At 42.8% G+C, this 17,721-nt stretch carries 15 protein-coding genes; 3 read left to right on the top strand and 12 right to left on the bottom strand.

Features of this window, described 5'->3' with window-relative positions:
• Nucleotides 1–28: 28 nt before the first annotated feature.
• The 5 genes from BM056_RS01320 to BM056_RS01300 form a co-directional block, all read right to left on the bottom strand.
• Nucleotides 29–1,759, bottom strand: coding sequence for a sigma 54-interacting transcriptional regulator (locus BM056_RS01320; RefSeq protein WP_092467943.1), 1,731 nt, complete (start codon nt 1,757–1,759; stop codon nt 29–31).
• A gap of 90 nt (nt 1,760–1,849) precedes the next feature.
• Nucleotides 1,850–2,800 (bottom strand): AAA family ATPase, encoded by a 951-nt coding sequence (locus BM056_RS01315; protein ID WP_092467941.1) that lies wholly within the window; start codon nt 2,798–2,800, stop codon nt 1,850–1,852.
• A gap of 24 nt (nt 2,801–2,824) precedes the next feature.
• Complete coding sequence (gene trmL, locus BM056_RS01310; RefSeq protein ID WP_092467939.1) at nt 2,825–3,283, bottom strand: tRNA (uridine(34)/cytosine(34)/5-carboxymethylaminomethyluridine(34)-2'-O)-methyltransferase TrmL; 459 nt, start codon at nt 3,281–3,283, stop codon at nt 2,825–2,827.
• 2 nt (nt 3,284–3,285) lie between these two features.
• Nucleotides 3,286–3,927: an endonuclease III gene (gene nth / locus BM056_RS01305; RefSeq protein WP_092467937.1), complete on the bottom strand. Its 642-nt coding sequence runs from the start codon at nt 3,925–3,927 to the stop codon at nt 3,286–3,288.
• Nucleotides 3,920–4,354 carry a CoA-binding protein gene (locus BM056_RS01300; RefSeq protein ID WP_092467935.1) on the bottom strand — a complete coding sequence of 145 codons (435 nt, stop codon included), beginning with the start codon at nt 4,352–4,354 and terminating at the stop codon, nt 3,920–3,922. The genes nth and BM056_RS01300 overlap by 8 nt, the downstream gene beginning before the upstream one ends.
• Before the next feature lie 293 nt (nt 4,355–4,647).
• Between BM056_RS01300 and BM056_RS01295 the strand changes: the two genes are divergently transcribed.
• The 3 genes from BM056_RS01295 to BM056_RS01285 all read left to right on the top strand — a co-directional run bounded on the left by BM056_RS01295 (nt 4,648) and on the right by BM056_RS01285 (nt 7,934).
• A complete protein-coding gene (locus tag BM056_RS01295) occupies nt 4,648–5,382 on the top strand; it encodes a DUF4912 domain-containing protein (RefSeq protein WP_092467933.1) in 735 nt (244 codons plus the stop codon).
• A gap of 27 nt (nt 5,383–5,409) precedes the next feature.
• Complete coding sequence (locus tag BM056_RS01290) at nt 5,410–6,993, top strand: glycoside hydrolase family 57 protein (protein WP_092467931.1); 1,584 nt, start codon at nt 5,410–5,412, stop codon at nt 6,991–6,993.
• 323 nt (nt 6,994–7,316) lie between these two features.
• Nucleotides 7,317–7,934, top strand: a complete 618-nt coding sequence (locus BM056_RS01285; protein WP_092467929.1) for an acetate uptake transporter family protein — start codon at nt 7,317–7,319, stop codon at nt 7,932–7,934.
• Between the two features lie 268 nt (nt 7,935–8,202).
• Here the strand turns inward: BM056_RS01285 and BM056_RS01280 are convergent, their stop codons facing one another.
• From BM056_RS01280 to gatC, 7 genes are all read right to left on the bottom strand, one after another.
• On the bottom strand, nt 8,203–10,701 hold the full coding sequence (locus BM056_RS01280; protein ID WP_092467927.1) for a sugar phosphate nucleotidyltransferase: 2,499 nt from the start codon (nt 10,699–10,701) through the stop codon (nt 8,203–8,205).
• Between the two features lie 18 nt (nt 10,702–10,719).
• Nucleotides 10,720–11,961 (bottom strand): glycosyltransferase family 4 protein, encoded by a 1,242-nt coding sequence (locus BM056_RS01275; RefSeq protein WP_092467924.1) that lies wholly within the window; start codon nt 11,959–11,961, stop codon nt 10,720–10,722.
• Nucleotides 11,962–12,186: 225 nt separating this feature from the next.
• Complete coding sequence (locus tag BM056_RS01270) at nt 12,187–12,558, bottom strand: carbohydrate-binding protein (RefSeq protein ID WP_092467921.1); 372 nt, start codon at nt 12,556–12,558, stop codon at nt 12,187–12,189.
• A gap of 209 nt (nt 12,559–12,767) precedes the next feature.
• Nucleotides 12,768–13,928, bottom strand: a complete 1,161-nt coding sequence (gene nifV, locus BM056_RS01265; protein WP_092467919.1) for a homocitrate synthase — start codon at nt 13,926–13,928, stop codon at nt 12,768–12,770.
• A 491-nt stretch (nt 13,929–14,419) separates the two neighbouring features.
• Nucleotides 14,420–15,862: an Asp-tRNA(Asn)/Glu-tRNA(Gln) amidotransferase subunit GatB gene (gene gatB, locus BM056_RS01260; protein WP_274377495.1), complete on the bottom strand. Its 1,443-nt coding sequence runs from the start codon at nt 15,860–15,862 to the stop codon at nt 14,420–14,422.
• A 94-nt stretch (nt 15,863–15,956) separates the two neighbouring features.
• Nucleotides 15,957–17,408, bottom strand: a complete 1,452-nt coding sequence (gatA, locus tag BM056_RS01255; RefSeq protein ID WP_092467915.1) for an Asp-tRNA(Asn)/Glu-tRNA(Gln) amidotransferase subunit GatA — start codon at nt 17,406–17,408, stop codon at nt 15,957–15,959.
• A gap of 24 nt (nt 17,409–17,432) precedes the next feature.
• Nucleotides 17,433–17,714, bottom strand: a complete 282-nt coding sequence (gene gatC / locus BM056_RS01250; protein ID WP_092467914.1) for an Asp-tRNA(Asn)/Glu-tRNA(Gln) amidotransferase subunit GatC — start codon at nt 17,712–17,714, stop codon at nt 17,433–17,435.
• Nucleotides 17,715–17,721: the final 7 nt, after the last annotated feature.

Raw genomic sequence — 17,721 nt, 5'->3', positions numbered from 1 at the left:
TGAATTCTGACTCCTGTCTACTAAATCGTTACATTTCAATCTGGTACTGTTTAATTTTTTTATATAACCAGGCCCGGGAGATACCCAGGAGTTTGGCCGATTGCAGCTTGTTGCCGCCTGTACTTGCCAAGGCATCAATTAGTGCATCCCTTTCCACGGTTTCCAGCAATGTAGGCAGGGTTTTGTCCACACTGCTTACTTTCGGTTTTTTAACATTATTTTCAGCCTGTTCAATAATGTATGTCGGCATGTGGCTTAACTCAATTTTCTCATACTCAACCAGATTAAAAGCCCTTTCAATAATGTTTTCCAATTCACGCACATTTCCCGGCCAATTATACCGTTCAAATAAATCCAATACCTTCTGGCTTACGCTGTTAATTTTTAGCGTAAAATCACGATTAAATTTAGTTATGAAATGGTTAACCAATCCCGGAATGTCTTCTAACCTTTCGCGTAAAGGCGGAATCTGAATATTTACCACATTTAAACGGTAATATAAATCACGCCGAAACTTTCCTTCCGTAATCAGCTCTTCCAGCTTACGATTGGTTGCAGCAATTATCCTGACATCCACTTTCTGGGTCTTGGCGTCGCCCAATCTTTCTATTTCTTTATCCTGGAGCACCCTGAGTACTTTAGCCTGCATGGAAAGCGGCATATCACCTATCTCATCAAGGAAAATTGTACCACGGTGCGCCAGTTCGAATTTCCCTGCCTGCCCGCCTTTTCTGGACCCCGTAAAAGCTCCTTCCCGGTAGCCAAATAACTCTGATTCCAAAAGGTTTTCAGGTATTGCGGCACAGTTAACCTTAATAAACGGCCCCTTGGCCCTTGGCGACAGTGTGTGCACAGCATGAGCAAATAGCTCCTTACCTGTACCGCTTTCCCCGGTAATTAATATGGTCGAGGGCCCACGAGCCACTTTACGCATGATTTCTTTTTGTCTGTTGACAACCTGGCTGACGCCTATAATGTCATCCAAAGTATATCGCGCTTGTTCATCTTGCTTTACGGGTTTAGCCTGTTTATCTTTAATTGCCATTGAAGCAAGGGTCTGTAAATCCCGGAAAATAACTCTTCCCACAGTTCCCTGAATTTTGCCGTTATTTAAGACCGGATAACAGCTTAACAGCAAATTTGTATTGTTATATTTTATAATCTCGTTATGCTGCGACTGACCGTCAATCTGCAAAAAATGCACCTTTGTTTCCGGTAAAATGTCAGTGATGTGCCGGTTTATCATCTCACCGGGGGTTTTCTTAAGCAAATCAGCCATGGCCCTGTTGGTAAAATTAACGTAACCATCACTATTGATAGATATATATCCTTCTTGCGTATAATTAAATATTGATTCTAAAACATATTTTTCTTTTTTAACCTTATCTAATTCTGATGCCAGTTGGTGCAGTTCTGTGATCTCCTGGGCAACACCTATGGCCCCGATAATTCTTTTGTTTTTTATGATAGGTGTTCTGTTTACAATATATAGGGAATTCCCCAGGACAAATTTACGGCCTAAATGTGGTTTGCCGGTCTTAAGTACTTTTACCAGACCGGTATATGGTATTACTTTTGATACCGGTTTAGCCAACACCTGGTCCGCTGTCATGCCAAATAACCTTTCACAAGTAGGATTAAAAATACTGATGCAACCATGTTGGTCAATAGCTATCACCAGATTTTCGATACAATCAAAAATTGAATTTTGATCCCCCATAGGAGGAATTTCTTTAACCAGATTGCTCTTTAGGGACATATGTTACTCCCCTTTCATCGCAAATGGAGAATATTAAAAATATTCTCCAAAAAGGGACAATTTCCTGCTAAAGATCTTAAATAAGCTGTTTTATTTATGGTGATGATGTCCGTGACAATGACAGGAACCAGCGTGAAGATTTGCTGACTTAATTGATTTATCACCTGCAGCTTTTCCTGCTAAATCCTTCGTGTTTATTGCACTGATAAATATTTGCTGGTCGTCTCTGTTCTTCAAAAAAATATTAAGGGTGCTGTTAATATTCTCGGGGGTAACCGCAGTTTCATTAAGGGCAGACAGTGCCCTGGCCCAATCAATCGTCTCAGCTATCGAAGGCTTTTTACGCAGATTTAGATTATTTCTGATGTAATTGGCAATGTTGGCAATTTGTTTGGTAATTTCCAGCCCGGCCTTAGGCACTTTAACCTGTAATATACGCGACTCTTTTTCTATGGAAGGAAAATCAATATAAAGATATACACAGCGCCTTTTTAGTCCGTCTGAAAGTTCCCTTTCGCCATTGCTCGTAAGTACCACTATCGGGATATGCCTGGCTGCTACTGTGCCCAATTCCGGAATGGAAACCTGGAAATCAGAAAGGACTTCAAATAAAAAAGCCTCAAATTCCGCCTCAACCTTATCAACTTCATCAATAAGCAGAACAACTTGTTTTTCAGACCTGATAGCATGCAGCAAGGGTCTTTCCAGCAGATAATCTTCACTAAAAAGATTGCGTTCCATTTTTTCGCCGGATTCTGTTTCCTTGGAAAGTTGAATTTTGATTAATTGTCTTTGATAATTCCACTCATAAAGAGCCTTATTTTCATCCAGTCCTTCGTAGCACTGTAGGCGAATCAAATCAGTTTCAAAAATCGCTGCTAAAACCTTGGCAATTTCCGTTTTACCAACTCCGGGGGCACCTTCTATCAGCAAAGGTTTACCCAGCTTTAAGGCTAAAAATACAGTTATGACCAAATCATCATCACAAATATAGCCTTCGTTTTCCAATGAAACCTTAAGTTCTTTGATTGTTAAGTCCATATACTAAGTCCTCCATTACATAATTTACCCCAGACCGCAAAAATTGTTTTGTCTTAACGCTTCAAAGAGCACAACTGCAACTGAGTTGGAAAGATTTAAAGACCTCGCCTTGTTGATCATAGGAATGCGTATACAGCTTTTTTGATAGGTATTAATAATATGAACGGGTAATCCTGCTGTTTCTTTCCCGAAAACAAGGAAATCGTTAGACCCGTATACTGCCTCTGTATATAGCTTTTTCCCTTTTGTGGTGGCAAAATGAAAGCTGTTTTCAGGATACGCCTCAAAAATTTCCTCCAAGCTATCATGATAATGAACGGTTAGCAAATGCCAGTAATCAAGACCGGCCCTTTTTAAATGTTTGTCGTCAACGGAAAAACCAAGAGGTTTTACCAGGTGCAGTTCAGCGCCCGTAACCGCGCAGGTTCTGGCAACGTTACCCGTATTGGCCGGTATTTCCGGTTCCACCAGTACTAAATGCATGTTCATTTCTCCCTGTCGACCTTTTTGCCTTGTTGATACTTGCAAAATTTTTCAACCGGACAATGATCACATTTCGGCCCCCTTGAGGTACATATAGTACGGCCAAATTGAATCAGCCGGTGATGCCAGCTGCCTCTTTCCTGCTCAGGTATTAACTTGATTAAGTCCTTCTCCACCTGAAAAGAAGTGTTGCCGCCAGATAGGCCAAGCCTCCTTGATACCCTGAAAACGTGGGTATCTACGGGAAAGGTTGGCTTTTGGTACGCTATATTTAATACCACATTGGCAGTTTTTCGCCCAACTCCGGGCAGTGACTGCAATGCCAAAAGATTATCCGGGACTTTTCCACCGTACTTTTCAACCAGTATGCGGGATGTTTTAATTATATGCAAGCTTTTATTGCGATAAAGGCCGCAGCCTTTAATTTCTTGCTCCAGCTGTTCTGGCGCAAGGCAGGCAAAATCCTCAGGCGTTTGATATTTGGAGAACAGGTTGGCTGTTGTTTTATTAACCTGCTTGTCCGTGCACTGTGCGGATAAGATAACCGCCAGCAGCAATTCAAAAGTGTTATTAAAGTTCAATGTCGGGCCGGTATCTGGAAGCTCACGGATAAGTATTTTTAAAATTTCTTGTTTATTACTCATTATTTTTATTATTATCACTCATTAGTCTTTGATGTTCAACTTTAATACACTTATCCATAATCACAGCAACTCCTTGCGCTGCCGCCAGCCTGGCACCCTCCTCATTTTCAATTCCCAGCTGCAGCCAGATCGCACCAGGTTTTTTCGTTAAAGCTTCCTCAACAACCGGCAAAACCTGATCACTTCGTCTAAAAACGTTTACAATATCAATTTTCTCAGGCACTTCAACCAAGCTGGCGTAAGCCTTTTGATTAAATACTTTTTTGGCCCTGGGGTTTACGGGTATAATTTTATACCCGTTTTCCATCATGTATTTGGCAACCATATAACTGTCACGGTGAGGTTTATCAGATAGCCCCACAATTGCAATGGTTTTACATTGCGTTAATATTTGCCGAATTTGATCGTCGACCGGGTTTGTAAACATTCATAAACACTCCCTGTTCCCGTTCAATTCCTGAAAAGCTCAATACCTCAATTCTATGTTTAAATTTTCTATGTTTAAATTTTTATACCTGCATACATAATTAGACAAATATAATAAATTGTTTCACCTAAGCAAAACAAAAAAATTATAAACCAAAAAGGTTATGGCAATAATAAAAAAGGCTTTTCAAGTTAAAACCATTATGCCGCGGAATGCTTATCGTTATTATCTTCCCGCCGGTTTTTATTTTTTTGACAGCATTGTTGAATCCATTATAAAGGAGGTTTATGCAATTGAGCTTCATTTTTAACTGGGCTTTAGGAGTAGTTTTGGTTTTACTGCTTCTAACCGTTTTTTTATGGTCGGCCAAAAATAGACGCAAACCGGTGCAAAAAAAGTTGCAAACACCGGTTTTTCAGGAAGAGTTTGCCGAAGAGGCAGCCTTCCCGGTTTCCCAGTCCGAAACAACACCAAAAATTTCCAAACACCCTATACAGGAAATACCGTGGAATTACGGTATTGACCGCCTGGTGCTAATGGTTCGGGACCCCAATTGGATTTATGCCTACTGGGAAATAACAGCCACTAAACAAGAGGAATTTAGCTGTCAGTTTGGAGCCGAAGCCTGGAGCACTTCCCGTCCGGTGCTCAGGGTTTATGATGTTACAGGTTTGGAATATTTTAATGGCTACAATGCCAATGATTATTTAGATATTTCTATTAATGATTTTACTGATAACTGGCATATCGAGGTAGACCGCCCCAATTCCTCTTTTTGTGTTGACGTGGGCAGAGTAATGCCTGACGGGAGATTTATCACAATTTTAAGATCAAATATTGTAAAGACCCCCAGCGTTAGTATTTCAAACTTATTGGATGAAGAGTGGATGTGGATTGAGGGCATTTACCGGTCCATTACCAAGTTGCACATAGGCAGTTCTCCCATGATAACAGAAGAAATAGGTCAGGATATGGGAATTATTCCCCTGGGGATTAGTTCACCCGGCAGGCCCGATAAAGAGGTATGAATTTAACTAAAAAAGGAGAAGGTTGTTTTGGCCAGAGGTTTTTTATGTTTTGTGCTTCATGCACATTTACCTTTTATAAGACATCCCGAATATGAATACTTTCTGGAAGAAAGATGGCTGTTTGAAGCGATTACTGAAACATACGTACCCTTAATTGATAAATTTGACGAGCTTATAGATGAAGGTATACCGTTTCGCTTAACTTTTTCTGTTTCACCAACACTATTAAGCATGCTGACGGATGATTTACTGCAGCAGAGGTATCTGAAATATCTTGATAACCTGATAGAACTGGCACATAAAGAAACAACCCGCACTTCCGGTACTGAATTCCATCAGACAGCATTGATGTACCGGGACAGGCTTGTAAAGATAAAGCATATCTATGCTGAAAAATACCAGTGCAATTTAATCAACGCTTTGGCCAGGTTAAAGCACCTGAACAGGCTTGAGGTAATTACCTGTGCAGCAACCCATGGATTTCTACCGCTAATGATCCATCAAGAAGCTGTGCGCGCCCAAGTAGGAGTTGCCGCTGACATTTACAATAGACATTTTGGTGAACCCCCGGTTGGTGTCTGGTTACCCGAATGCGCTTACGCCGAGGGTGTTGACAGTATTATAAAAGAATTTGGCATTAAATACTTTTTAACTGACACACACGGAGTGCTTTTTGCCTCGCACAGACCTAAATACGGAATTTATGCGCCTATCTTCTGTCCCACTGGGGTAGCGGTATTTGCCCGCGATATTGAGTCTTCCAAGCAAGTCTGGAGCTCAAATGAAGGATATCCGGGTGATTTTGATTATCGCGAATACTACCGTGATATTGGTCATGACCTGGAATATGATTATATCCACCCCCATATCCATCCTGACGGAATTAGGGTAAATACAGGTTTGAAATATTTTAGGATTACAGGCAAAGATGATCATAAAGCACCCTATAACAGAGAGAATGCATTGCGTAAAGCAGATATTCATGCAGGCAACTTTTTATTCAACCGTGAGCACCAGATTAATTATATAAGTTCGCTAATGGACCGGGAACCTATTATTGTTGCACCGTATGATGCTGAATTATTTGGGCATTGGTGGTTTGAAGGACCGGATTGGCTAAAAAATGTACTGCGGAAAGCCCATTACGATTTTGATATGATTGAGACCGTAACCCCCGGAGACTACCTTAAAAAATATCCCTGTAACCAGGTTGCCCGGCCGTGCCCGTCAACCTGGGGTAACAAAGGTTATAATGAAGTATGGCTATGCCGGGAAAACGATTGGATTTACCGCCATCTCCATATAGCAGCCGAACGCATGATAGAACTGGCCAACAACTATCATCACAGTAGCGGGCTCACAGAAAGGGCGTTGAAACAAGCAGCCAGGGAACTTCTGCTGGCGCAGAGCAGCGACTGGGCCTTTATTATGAACACAGGCACAATGGTGGAATACGCAATCCGCAGGACCAAACAACATATGCATAACTTTTTAGCGCTTTACGATCAAATTAAGTCTAATTACATTGACGCAGGAATGCTATTTGATTTGGAAAACAAAAATAATATTTTTCCCGATATAGACATTAGTTATTACAGAAAAGCAGTTTAAATGGAAATTTTTATATACAGCTGTATACGATAATTTACATTTCTAATAACCCTCCAAAGGGGTTATTTTTTTGTTTTCAAAAGTATTACTTTTTTAAATTTTCTATCTAGTGTAAACATTCGTACTAAATAAACATTTTTTTAATTTTAGTAATCGGCATTTTTAGTGAGTATTTTTACTTATTGGAAGTGCGCATGATTTTTGCATGTTATTATTCATGGAATAAAGGGAATATATATTTTTTGCAAAACTGGAGGTGGTAACGCATTTAATTGGTGTGAAATTCTGAAAATTTAAACTATAAAAACTAAGGAGGTTGTTTAATGTCTCAAGGACACGCTGCAAATCCAGGACCCGCGGGCTTAGTTGCCCTTGCGATGGCATGTTTTACATTTTATGCAGTTCATACCGGTAAAGTTGAAGGTTCATGCATACCCCTTTTAGGCATCTGGCTGCTTGGTGGATTTATTGTACAAGTTATTGTTGGCGTTATGGAACTTAACCATGGCAATGTTTTAGGCGGCAACGTTTTCACCTTCTTCTCAGCCTTTTTTATGTTTGCAACCGGGGCAGAACTTATTTTTAAATATTTAGCCGGAGCTTATGGCTGGCCGGCAATAGATGCCCGTATTGATGGCTGGGCCTGGCTTCCTTTAGCTATCGCATTATTATGCTGGACTCCGGGCTATTTTAAGTCCCCGCTCAGTCTTCTTGGAGTGGTTCTGGCTTTAGATATTGCCGTGCCTGTGGTAGCCTTGATGGACATGGGTGTCATCGGGCATGAATGGCATGTTGTCTCAGGAAACTTCCTTTTGATTGCCGGCATTTTCGGTCTTTATACTTCCACCGGCGTGGTACTCAACACGGTATATGAGAGAACCATTATACCAATGGGTGGCCCGCTTATTAAACCCAAGACGGTTGCCACAATAGCCAAATAGTATTTTACTAATATTCCCAGCGCAGTGAAATTATTTTATGTATTATGTTATTAATTTATCAAATTCGAAGACTCCCACTTCTATAAGTGGGAGTTCCTATTTTTACTTCAGGTGGGGTAGAATCTCCATCTGAAGCCCCGATGTTCAGCTTTAGCTGAACGAGTTCACTTTGCAGGGGCGGACGACGCTGTCCGCCCCCACTTTATTGGGAACTTACCTTCGACCTTGAAGTTACGCCCCCCCAAGAGGAGGTGTGTCCCCTTTCCTATTATCCTGTTTTTTTGGCAGGGTCTATTATCTTCTGTATTTTATCAATGTAAAAGTCAGCTAGGGATTCAGCTATCTCCATCGTGCTGCCTTCACTAAAGACACGACATACCGGCTCCTCAGGGTCCGGCAGCACCAGAGCCCATCCGTTCCGGTGGTAAACTTTTACCCCGTCCTGCAGTTCCATCTTCTCTTCGGGCATTTCCTCGATTAAACTGCGAATTACAGTGCCTTTTGCCTCCCAGGGTACGCCTGTTTCTTTCTTTTCCATAAAAAACGACGGAATCTTATCCACTGTTTCAGAAAGGTTAGCTTGCTCCCATATCAGGTATTCGAAAATGTTAATTATTGCAGCCAGTGCATCAAAGTGAATCATTGATTGGGAGATATGACCCTCTGAATCACTAATGGACAGGTTATCCTCTTGGATTAACTTATCATAAAAATCCTGAACTGCTGTTTTAGTTCTAACAACCCGAACATCATATTTACTGGCAAGAATGTCAATAGCACGAGGTGCGGTTACAGGAACCACAACCGACCCGCCCCGGGAATGCATAACCGTCAATGCTGAAAGTGCCACTAAAAGATCTTCCTGGATAATCCGCCCCAGGTTATCAATTAATACCATGTAATCTCCGCCCGAGTCCAAAATTATCCCCATGGAATGCCCTTTTTCAATTACTATTGTTGCAACTTTTTCAGCCATTAGCCTGTAATTGCTCCAATTCAATGGGAATTCCAATGGCTGCTCCACTTCAATTTGCTCCAGGGCAACATTTAATTCATTACATAGCGGCTCCAAAAATCTTCCGGAATTATTTCTGTCATAAATAGCTGCTATGCTAAGTCTTGCTTTTCTGATTGAATGAATATCCACTTTCCGCAAAAGCGATTTAATATATTCTATGGGTACATCAGGAACTGGTTTAGCTTCACGTATGGTTGAAAAATCTGCACGCTTGAAGTCTTCTCTGGCCAGGAGGTTTTCAATTTTTCGTTCCTGGCTGCGGGATATATTCCCCCCCTGGCTATTGGTAAATAAAATATTGATCCGCTCCGGTCTTCTTGGTGATATCCGAACATGCACGCCACCATCGCAGCCATACTTTTGCATAGCAAAGCGGTGCATTGGAGTAATCCCTTCACTTATGTTTAATACATCTATTCCGGCAGACATTAAGCCACAGGTGATAGCGTCCTTGATCATCCTGGAAGGAGTGTAAATATCACTGCTAACGCATACCCTGGCTCCTTCACCAAGTGTTGATGCATAAGCCGCCGCTACGCGGGAAGCAAATTCAGGTGTAATTTCAACATTCAGCATGCCGGTTATGCCTTCAATTCCGAATATTCGTCTGGGTACACGATTACCCCAAATCATGCTTTCCCGGACAGTGGACCCGGTTTCCACCACCTTATGCGGCCACAATTTAACATCAGGGTTAATGACACACCTTTCCCTGATTACCGAATCACTGCCAATGACCGCCCCCTCATAGATATTACTGCCGGCCTGAACCTGCACCCTGCTGCCCAGAACGCAACCCCGCAAACTAACCCCGGGGGCAATAAAATTATTATTCCAAAGCACACTTCTCTTAATTGATGAACCTTCCTGGATCAAAGTACCCGATCCAATGGATGTAAATTGATCGATCCTTACGTTTTTACCAATATTAACTGCCTCACCGATAAAAACAGGCCCGTTAATTTGGGCGGTAGCGTCTATTTTAACCCCGCGCTCAACGAAAACACCAGGCAGCTGTTCTTCAGCGTGTATTTTTAAATTAATTGAACCTGAAAGAAAATCATAATGTGCCTGCACATATTGTCTTAGATCACCGATATCACACCAATAACCGGACAGCACCACACCATACATCGGTTTACCCATTTCCAGCAGCAGAGGAAATAAGTCTTTACTAAAATCAAATTTAGTGTTTGGTGGTATATAATCCAACACCTCCGGCTCCAGAATGTAAATGCCGGTGTTGACTGTATCGCTAAAAACTTCACCCCAGCTGGGTTTTTCCAGAAACTGAGTTATGCTGCCGTCCCGACCGGTAATCACTACTCCATATTCCAGGGGGCAGCTTACTCTGGTTAAAACCAGCGTGGCAATGGAACCTTTCTCTCTATGAAATGACACCGCCTTGGCTAAATCAAAATCCGTTAAGGCGTCACCACTGATAACAATAAACGGGCTATCCAAAAATTTTTCTGCGTTTTTAACGCTTCCAGCCGTGCCAAGCGGAGTTTCCTCTATAAAATATTGCATATTAGCATTAAATTCGCTACCGTTGCCAAAATAGTTGCGAATTTCCTCAGGCATGTATTGCAAAGTTACCCCAATATCGCTAAAGCCATGGGTATTGAGCAGATCAGCAATATAGGTCATAATCGGCCGGTTCATTATGGGAACCATTGGTTTGGGCAAACCGCAGGTCAATGGTCTTAAACGGGACCCTTCACCACCCGCCATAATTATAGCCTTCAAACTATACCCCTCCTTGATCTAAGAATATTTACCAAATACCTTGGAGAAACGTTCCATAAAACCGCGCTGGCGGGAATTCCACCTGGTGCTTAAATGTTCATCCCAGACCGTTTTATATATCTCGCTGGTCTTGACTGCGATGTCCTGCCAGTTAAATTTTTGCTTCACTTTTTGATAAGCGTTGTTTTGCAACTGCTGGGCCTGTTGTGGATTTTTTAAGATTAACAGGATCATATCCGCCAGCGAGCTTGGATTGCCGGGATATGCCTTTAAGCCGTCATAGTTGTGCCGAACTATTTCGCTGAGGCCACCTGTATCAGAAACAACCACCGGCGTCTTCGCCGCCATTGCTTCCAGCGCCACTATGCCAAACGGCTCATACAAACTGGGGAATACTGCTACATCCGACCAACTGTAAAGTGTATTACGAGTATATTCATCTATGTAACCTGTAAAATAAATTTTATTGGAAATTCCCAGCCGGGTAGCCTGGCTTTGCAGCTCACCCTGATGAGGCCCTTTTCCCGAAATAACAAATTTAATATCAGGGACCTGCTTTAAAATCATTGGAATTGCATCCAGGAGCACTTGTACTCCTTTTTCCCTGACCAGCCTGCCAACATAAAAGACAATTTTTTCGTCTTGTGCGGCATAATTGTTACGGGAGATATTATTATTTTTCTGGATAAAATTATTGGCATCTACTCCATTGGGTATAATTTCAAGTTTGTCATCGGGAACTTGAAAAACATATTTAAGTTCACCTTCCATGTAGTGGCTGCAGCAGATAACACGCCACGCCTCGTAACACAGCCACCATTCCACATCACTAATATGTCTTTGGGTGTTATTATGCAGGCCATAATTTCTACCGTACTCGGTGGCATGAATAGTTGCAATCATTGGTATACGATAGGCGTGTTTTAAGGCTCTCACCGCATAAGCAACAAGCCAGTCATGCGCATGCAGGACCTGAAAGTCATTGCTTTCACTAAATACCGGTATTGCTTTTTCCAACATAGCTACGTTAAGCTGCGACACCCAGGTGGTAAAATCCGGGGAAGAAACGTTATAGGGGATAACTCTGTATACAAAAACACCGTTAACTCTTTCGTATTCCGGCAACCCGGGCTCTCCCAGCGTAAAAAGGTGGATTTCCACCCCCTGGTCGATAAGAGCGCGGGTGAGATCAAAAACATGCTGGGCGAGGCCACCGACGCTTTTGGGGGGAAATTCCCACGAAAACATTGCAACTCGCATTACCATCCTCCTTGTTTAAGTATTCAGAAGTCAGGAGTCAGTAGTCAGAATGCCTAAAGCGTTTCTTTCATTCTGACTACTGAATTCTAACTCCTGACTCCTGATATTTATGACAGCATTTATATTTTATGTAAAATCAAGCTAATTTATTAAAAGTTTTGGCCAAACGATAAAAACAAAAACCCTGCCGTTAAAACCGGCAGGATTTTCGTTACATATTCTGCTTTAGTGGCGCCTGCCATTATGAATTTCAAAGCTCCAGTTGATTCCGTTGTTATTGTCCCAATTGCCGTAACCGTCGTGAAAACAGAAGTTAAACCTATCCTCGTCCGGAATTTCCAGTGTTTTCACCCAACCCCAGCCCGTACGGGACATCCGCATGGTGCCAACACTTCTCCATTCCCTGGCGTTGCCATAACCCACATGTAAAAATATCTGGGTTGCCCCACTGGCATCCAACAGTCCATCATACAGTACAGTTATTTCTTCACCCGTCGTAATCGGGGTGGGATCAACCACTACACCTCCGGGATATCTGGCATCATGCATTGCTTTTAATTTATATTCTCCGGTACCGAAATTGGTGGGGTTAACCATTTTATCGCCTCCGAGTTTTATTCTTTACGTTTGTATTATCTTAATTAAAGCAATGTTTTATACGAAAAAAAAGCGCGCTCAATCAGTTCCCTTAGCGCGCGTTTTTTATACTTTAATCCTTAGTTCTGGCCATAAATATGGCCAGATATATTTTATAAGAAAAAAAAGCACCCATGATGGGGTGCTTTAAAAGCTAATCTTTGGTATTTTTATTCCCTTTTGGTGCCGCCATAATAGTCTTCATAAATATACATTAACTCTTTATCGAATAAAGGCCGCTTCATGGAAACTGTGTAAGAACGAATTTTGGGCAACAATTCCTCTGCCTGGTGTTCAGTCAGGCGGATGCCGTATTCCGCGTATTTTGCTTTAAGCGCTGCAGTTCCGGAGTGTTTGCCCACCACGATTTGCCTTTCCAAACCAACCTCTTCCGGTAGAAAAGCCTCGTAGGTTTTAGGATTTTTCAATGCGCCGTCAGCGTGGATGCCTGATTCGTGGGCAAACATATTTGATCCCACAATGGCCTTCCAGGCAGGCAATTCACGACCGGATGCGCGTGAAACATATTCAGCCACTTCTCTGAAAATCTCAGTTTTAAAACCAAGGTCAAGTTTAAAAAGGTGCTTTAAAGCCATGACAACTTCTTCCAGAGCCGAGTTGCCGGCACGCTCACCCAAACCCATAACCGTTACCCCAATCCAGCTGGCTCCGGCCATAACGCCTGCTATGGCATTTGCTGTGGCCATGCCGAAATCGTTATGGGTGTGCATCTCAACATCTATGTCAACACCTTCTTTGATTTTCTTGATATTTTCATAGGTTTTAAACGGTTCTAAAATACCGACAGTGTCGCAATAACGCAGGCGGTTGGCTCCTGCTTCCTTGGCAGCCTGGGCAAACTGAATCAAAAAATCCGAATCAGTCCGGGAGGCGTCCTCTGCGTTAACGGAAATATACATACCCTCTTTTTTCGCAAACTCAACCGCCTGGACCATATGCTCCAGCACCCATTCCCGGCTTGTTCTCAGTTTATGTTTAATGTGAATATCCGAGGTGGATATTGATATAGCAACTGCATCCACACCGCATTCCAGTGATTGCTCAATATCTCTGATCACGGGACGGTTCCAGCCCATAATGCTGGCTTTAAGGCCAGAGTTACAGATCTTTTTAATAGCTTCCTTTTCATCCCCACCCATTACCGGAACCCCTGCTTCTATCTGATGAACACCCATTTCATCAAGAAACCTGGCAATTCTTACTTTTTCCCTGTTCGCAAACACAACACCGGCTGTTTGTTCTCCATCGCGCAGCGTTGTATCCACAATGTAAATGTCTTTAACGGGTAAGTTAAGCCTTTCGTATAGCATGTAATTTTCCTGCCTTTCTTTCTAGATAATTAATCATATTAGTAACTATTTAGGAGTCAGAAGTCAGAATAATTTTTAAGTGTAATTCAAGGGTTTAAAACCATAAAGGAGGAATAAAATAAAGTCCTACTGACTCCTGAATGACAATTAGTAATTCTGACTACCTGAATAGTAAATAATATTAATATTATTAGTATATTTATGTAAACACTCGATCAAAACTTAAACTTAATTTTATCACATCAGGAGAAATGTGAAAAGCTTTTTACCTGCATAATGCTGTATACATGGGTAATAACGGAGTTAAGCGTTCCTATATTTCCAGATCCCCCCAAATGCATAAAAACGCCGGTACAAAGAAAACCCTTTTCCCGGCGTTATAATTTAGAAATCATTACTATTCAGGTAGACAGAATTCAATGCCCCGAGAAAATGTTTTCGCCTGTTCTCTCATTCTGACTCCTGACTTCTGTCTTCTGACTCCTGCTTTTTTACTTATCCAGCAAATCTGTAAGCATTTTATTAACGATGCCGGGATTGGCTTTCCCTTTGGTCGCTTTCATTACCTGACCGACCAGGAACCCAATGGCCTGTTTTTTGCCGTTTTTATAGTCTTCAACAGACTTGGGATTAGCTTCAATGACTTGCTGCGCCACTTTTTCAATCAGGCCCTCGTCACTAATCTGAACCAACCCTTTTTCCTTAACGATTGCTTCCGGATCTTTACCTGAATTAAACATCTCTTCAAAAACGTTTTTAGCAATTTTACCGCTAATAGTTCCTTTATCCATCAGCTGCAGCAGTTTGGCCAATTGTTCAGGCTTAAAGCGCACATCCGTTATTTCCAGACCGCTGGCGTTCATCATTTTTAGCATGTCGCCCATGATCCAGTTGCTTATAGCTTTGGGGTTATTATACAGCTCCACGCATTGCTCATAAAAATCAGCCAGTTCCTTGGTTGATGTTAACACCATTGCATCATAATCAGGGAGACCTAATTCACGGGTGAAACGTTCTTTGCGTTGGTCGGGTAATTCCGGAATCCCGTTTTGAATTTCTTTAACCCATTCTTGTGAAATAACCAGCGGCACCAGGTCGGGATCAGGGAAATACCTGTAGTCATGGGCTTCCTCTTTGCTGCGCATGGTCAGGGTAACCCCCCTGGCTTCGTCCCAGGTCCTCGTTTCCTGGGTTATTTCGCCACCGTCTTCCAGTACCTCTATCTGCCGCTCTATTTCGTAAGCCACTGCCTTATGCAGCGCCTTAAATGAGTTCATATTTTTCAATTCCGTCTTGGTGCCAAGTTCTTTCTGTCCTACCGGGCGCACTGATATGTTGGCGTCACAGCGTAACGAACCTTCCTGCATCTTACAGTCGCTTACCCCGGTATATTGGATAATAGCCTTTAACTTTTCCAAATAAGCAATAGCTTCTTCCGCACTGCGCATATCGGGCTCAGATACTATTTCAATCAACGGTACTCCGGTGCGGTTATAATCCACCAACGAGAAAGGTGTTGTGGCAATTGTCCCCTGATGCACCAGTTTACCCGCATCCTCTTCCATATGAACCCGGGTTATCCCAATTCTTTTTTCTTGACCACCCACATTAACTTCCAAATATCCATGCTCCGCAATAGGCAGGTCATACTGAGATATTTGATAGTTTTTGGGCAAATCAGGATAATAGTAATTTTTTCTGTCAAACTTAGAAAATGAAGCAATTTTGCAGTTTAAGGCCAGACCTGCCTTTATCGCATACTCTACAACCTTTTTATTAACCACCGGTAAAACACCGGGCAAACCGAGACACACCGGGCAGATATGATGATTGGGATCGGCTCCGAATTCCGTACTGGAATTGCAAAATATTTTAGTGTTGGTTTTTAATTCAACGTGTACTTCCAGGCCGATAACAGCCTCGTATTGAGACAATTTATGCACCTCCCGTTTTGCACCACTTTGGGAAAAGTATCTTGCCATATATATGGCAAGAGCTAAGGATTAAAGTATTAAAACGCGCGTTTTTTTATGGAAATTTGAGGTGATGGTCAGTATTTTGTTCAAACGCATAGGCTGCGCGAAGAATATCTTCCTCTCCAAATGGCTTACCCATCAGATGCAGTCCCACAGGTAAATTACCTGACATACCGGCTGGTACGGAAATCGCCGGTATCCCGGCCAGGTTTACAGAAAGAGTACATATATCTACCAGGTACATCTGCATCGGGTCATCTATTTTTTCACCACGTTTAAAGGCGGTGCACGGGGCAACCGGCCCTAACAGCAGGTCGTATTTATTAAAGGCCCGGTCAAAATCGTTTTTGACCAGTGTTCTAACCTTAAGCGCCTGGTTATAATAAGCATCGTAATACCCTGCCGACAAAGCGTAAGTGCCAAGCATAATCCTGCGTTTGACTTCGGGCCCGAATCCTTCACTCCTGGACTTCATGTACATGTCCACCATATCCTGGGCCTTTTCCGACCGGTAGCCATAAGCCACGCCGTCATAACGGGCCAGATTCGAACTGGCCTCGGCAGGCGCAATTAAATAATAAGCAGGCAGCGCATACTCGGTATGGGGCAAGGTGGTCTCTTCTATAAACGCGCCCAAGCCCGTCAGTACGTCAATGGCCTTTTCGATAACTTCCCTAACCCCGGCATCAATTCCATCTCCCATCATTTCTCTGGGAACGCCGATTTTCATGCCCTTGATCTCTCCATTAAGTGACATTTTGTAGTCCGGCTGGTCATAAGGCGCCGATGTGGAGTCAAGTGGGTCATGGCCGCAGATGGCATTCAGCAAAAGTGCACAGTCAGTCACGTCTCTGGCAAAAGGACCGATTTGGTCCAGTGATGACGCGTACGCCACCAGGCCATAACGAGATACCGCACCGTAGGTAGGTTTCATCCCAACCACGCCACAGAAAGAAGCCGGCTGCCTGATGGACCCGCCGGTGTCCGATCCCAAAGCCAGCACAGTTTCACCGGACGCCACAGCCGCTGCCGAGCCCCCGCTGGACCCGCCGGGCACTCTTGTTTCATCCCAGGGGTTACTGGTTGGGAAAAAAGCAGAGTTTTCACAGGATGAGCCCATGGCAAACTCGTCTAAATTAGTTTTACCTACCAGAACCATCTGCTCCTTGTTTAACCTGTCAATTACCGTGGCATTATAGGGAGGGACAAATTGATATAGGATTTTAGAAGCACAAGTGGTGCGAATTCCCCTGGTACACATATTATCTTTAACGGCCACGGGAATCCCGGCCAGGGGTGGAAGCTTGTCCCCGGCAAGCCGGGCCTGGTCAACTTTTTTGGCCTGCTGCAGGGCTTGCTCCCTGGTCACAGTAATAAAAGCACGAATTCTTTCATCTACCTGTTCTATCCGGTTAAATACAGCTAACGTTAATTCTTCAGAGCTAATATCCCCGTTAACCAGCATGTCATGTAACTGGTGTGCGGTAAGGTAATTCAGATGCAAAACAACTACCTCCAGCCTTTAATATTAAACAATTTTGGGTACTTTAAAAAAGTTGTCCTGTTTTTCCGGCGCGTTGGCCAGGACATTTTCCACGGGCAAATGTTCGCCGACCTTATCTTCCCTAAATACGTTTTTCAACGGTAATACGTGAGCAGTGGGTTGCGTGTCGGTGGTATCCAGGTCTTGTAATTTTCGCGCGTATTCCAGAATATCGCTAAGCTGTTTAGCGTATACCTCTTTCTCTTCAACGGTTAATTCCAGACGACCCAGCAAAGCCACATGCTCCACGTCTTTGAGGCTGATCATATAGCAC

This window comes from Desulfotruncus arcticus DSM 17038 (assembly GCF_900113335.1).
Taxonomy (GTDB): Bacteria; Bacillota; Desulfotomaculia; order Desulfotomaculales; family Desulfallaceae; genus Desulfotruncus; species Desulfotruncus arcticus.
Note: the sequence above shows the minus strand (reverse complement) of the source record. Positions and strands in the feature narration are given on the sequence as shown.